The 3,435-nt window shown below is 70.8% G+C and carries 2 protein-coding genes; both read right to left on the minus strand.

What is annotated here, in order from left to right; all coding sequences use genetic code 11:
- Positions 1-29 precede the first annotated feature (29 nt).
- A complete protein-coding gene (locus VFZ20_RS11130) occupies positions 30-815 on the minus strand; it encodes an SDR family NAD(P)-dependent oxidoreductase (RefSeq protein ID WP_329683948.1) in 786 nt (261 codons plus the stop codon).
- 8 nt (positions 816-823) lie between these two features.
- Complete coding sequence (locus tag VFZ20_RS11135; RefSeq protein WP_329683949.1) at positions 824-3,142, minus strand: bifunctional salicylyl-CoA 5-hydroxylase/oxidoreductase; 2,319 nt, start codon at positions 3,140-3,142, stop codon at positions 824-826.
- Between the last annotated feature and the right edge of the window lie 293 nt (positions 3,143-3,435).

Raw genomic sequence — 3,435 nt, forward strand, 5'->3', positions numbered from 1 at the left:
CTCCGCTCGTCCGCGAGAGCCCCCCCGCCCTACATCACCTCGCCGCCCGCGACGGCAATGCTCTGCCCCGTGACCGACGCCGCGTCGTCCGAGCACAGCCAGAGCACGGCGGACGCCACCTCCTCCGGGCGGATGAGCCGGCCGATGGGCATCACGCGGGTGATGGCCTTCCGCGCGTCCTCCTCCGTCCGCCCCGCGTCCACCAGGGTGCGGATGGCGGACGCGGCCATGTCCGTATCCGTGTACCCCGGGCAGACGGCGTTGACGGTGATCCCTTTCTTCGCCGTCTCCATCGCCAGCGACCGCGTCATGCCGATGACGCCGTGCTTGGCGGCGCAGTACGCGGCCGTGTGGCTGTAGCCCTTGAGCCCCGCCGTGGACGCGATGTTGATCACCCGCCCCGCGCCAGCCGAAAGCATGGCCGGGAGCACCTGCTGCGTGCAGAGGAAGGTGCCCGTGAGGTTGACGGCGATCATCCGGTCCCACGTCTCGCGCGTGGTCTCCGTGAACGCCACGCCGGCGGACTGCCCCGCGTTGTTCACGAGGATGTGCGGATCGCCCATGGTCCGGCGGATGCCGTCGAAGGCGCGCGCCACGGCATCCTCGTCCGCCACGTCGCAGGCCATGAACTTGGCCTCCACGCCGTGCTCATCCGTCAGGGCGCGGGCCCGCTTCATCAGCTCGTCGCGGTCGCGGCCCAGGACGGCCACGCGCGCGCCCGCCGCCGCCAGCCGGTCCGCGATGGCGGCGCCGATGCCGCGGCCGCCGCCCGTGACGACGGCCAGCCTGCCTTCCAGGAGTCGCTCGTTGGACATCGGCGGATTCAGATGGTGGCGGTGCCCAGCATCTCCTGCTGGCGCTTGAGGTTGCGCTCCAGCTGGCCCTTGCCGCTGACGTACTGGTTGGGCCAGTGCTGGTCGCGGTAGCCCAGCTGCGCGGCGGCGTGCAGCGTCCAGTGCGGGTCCGCCAGGTGCGGGCGGCCCAGGGCGCACAGGTCCGCGCGCCCCGCGGCGATAATGCCGTTCACCTGGTCCGCCTCGGTGATGTTGCCCACGGCGATGGTGGGCACGCCGGCCTCGTTGCGGATGCGGTCGCTGTACGGCGTCTGGAACATGCGGCCGTAGACGGGCTTCGCATCCGGCGTAGTCTGCCCCGTGGAGACGTGGATGATGTCCGCCCCCGCCCCACCGAACGCCCGCGCCACGGCCACCGCCTCGTCCGGCGACAGCCCGTCCTCCACCCAGTCCGTGGCGCTGATGCGGACGGACATGGGGCAGTCCTCCGGCCACGCGTTGCGCATGGCCCGGAACACCTCCAGAGGAAAGCGCAGGCGGTTCTCCAGCGATCCGCCGTACTCGTCCGTCCGCCGGTTGCTGATCGGGGTGATGAACGACGACAGCAGGTAGCCGTGCGCGCAGTGCAGCTCCAGCATGTCGAAGCCGGCCGCGCGCGCCATCTCCGCCGCACGGACGTGCTGCTCCACCACGCGGTCCATGTCGGCGCGGTCCATCTCGCGCGGCACCTGGTTGCGCGGCCCGTACGGCACGGCGGACGGGCCGATGACCTCCCATCCGCCCTCCTCCAGCGGCTCGTCCATCCCCTCCCACATCAGCCGCGTGGCGCCTTTCCGCCCCGAATGACCGAGTTGGAGGCAGATCTTCGACCGGCTGTGCGTGTGGACGAACTGCGTCACGCGGCGCCACGCGTCCACGTGCTCCGGCGCGTACATCCCCGTGCAGCCCAGGGTGATGCGCGCCTCGGGGCTCACGCACGTCATCTCCGTCACCAGCAGCCCGGCGCCGCCCATCGCGCGCGCGCCCAGGTGGACCAGATGGAAGTCGTTGGGCACGCCGTCCACGGCCGAGTACATGTCCATGGGCGACAGGACCACGCGGTTCTCCAGCCGCACCCCGCGCAGGCGGAACGGCGTGAACATGGGCGGCGGCGGCGTCTCGGGCTCCTCGCCGCTGGCGCGCGACGCGAACCAGCGTTCCACCCCGCTCAGGTACACGCTGTCACGCAGCCGCAGGTTCTCGTGGCTCACCCGCTGGCTGCGCGTGAGCAGCGAGTAGGCGAACTGCGGCGGATCCAGGTGGATGTACCGGCGCACGTTCTCGAACCACTCCATGGAGTTGCGCGCGGCGTTCTGCAGCCGCAGCGCGTCCGTCCGCCGCTCCTCCTGGTAGGCCGCGAGCGCCGCCGGCAGGTCGGATTCGGACTGGAGGATGCGCGCCAGGGCGATGGCATCCTCCATGGCCAGCTTGGTCCCGCTGCCGATGGAGAAGTGCGCCGTGTGTGCGGAATCGCCCATCAGCGCCACGGGGGCGACCTCCGCGTCCGGGTGATACCAGCGCTCGTTGGAAACGCGGGTAAAGCGGATCCACGGCGAGCGCAGGTGCGGCGCGTTGGATTCGAGCGGATGGCCGTCCAGCCACGGCGCGAACATGCGCTCGCACGCGGCCACCGTCTCGTCCTCGTTCATCCGGTCAAAGCCGGCGTTCTTCCACGACCGCTCGTCGCACTCCACGATGAACGCGCTGTGGTCCGCCGAATAGCGGTACGCGTGGGCCTGGAATACGCCGTGCTCGTTCTCCACGAAGAGGAACGTGAAGGCGTCGAACAGCTTGCCCGTCCCCATCCAGCAGAACGGGGCGTGACGCACGTCCAGACCGGGAAGGAAGACATCCGCGTACTTCGCCCGGATGCGGCTGTTGACGCCGTCCGCCGCGACGATCAGGTCGACGTTGTCGATGCCGAGCGTCGCCAGGTCCGCGTCGTCCGCCACGTCCTGGCGGAAGCGCAGATCCACGCCCAGCTCGGCGGCGCGGTCCTGGAGGATGTGCAGGAGCGTCTTGCGGGCGATGCCGCTGAAGCCGTGGCCGCCGCTGGTGACGACCTGTCCGCGATGGTGCACGTCGATGTCGTCCCAGTGGGCGAACTCGTCGGCGATGCGGGCGGCGGTGGGGGGATCGGCCTCGCGCAGGTAGCCCAGCGTCTGGTCGCTGAAGACCACGCCCCAGCCGAACGTGTCGTCGGGCGCGTTGCGCTCCAGCACCACGACCTCGTGGGATGGATCGGCCCGCTTCATCAACAGCGCGAAGTACAGTCCGGCGGGGCCTCCGCCGATCACGGCCACCTTCACGAATCCTCCGATCGCATCAACGGACGGGCTGTTCACTTCGCCAGGGGAAGGGACGCCCGGATTCTAGGGGCGGGGAAGGTGCGGGGAAAGGTGAGGGGGGAGAAAGGATGAGGCCCGTGCACGTCGGCGGGTGTCTGCCGGCCCGCCGAGGCCCCCCTCCCCCCGGCCCCCTGCCCCGCTTCGCGGGGGAGGGGGTGAACTGCGCCGACGCGCAGTGGCCGCTACGCGCCCCCGGGGCTCGTTGGAAGTATACACCCTCTCCCGCGCAGTTTGCGGGAGAGGGTGCGAGCGAC

The sequence above is a fragment of the Longimicrobium sp. genome, assembly GCF_036280135.1.
GTDB lineage: Bacteria > Gemmatimonadota > Gemmatimonadetes > Longimicrobiales > Longimicrobiaceae > Longimicrobium.

What these genes read in the sequence shown, in the direction of transcription:
- VFZ20_RS11130 (WP_329683948.1), bottom strand. Translation starts at nt 815, where the DNA reads ATGTCCAACGAGCGACTCCTGGAAGGCAGGCTGGCCGTCGTCACGGGC.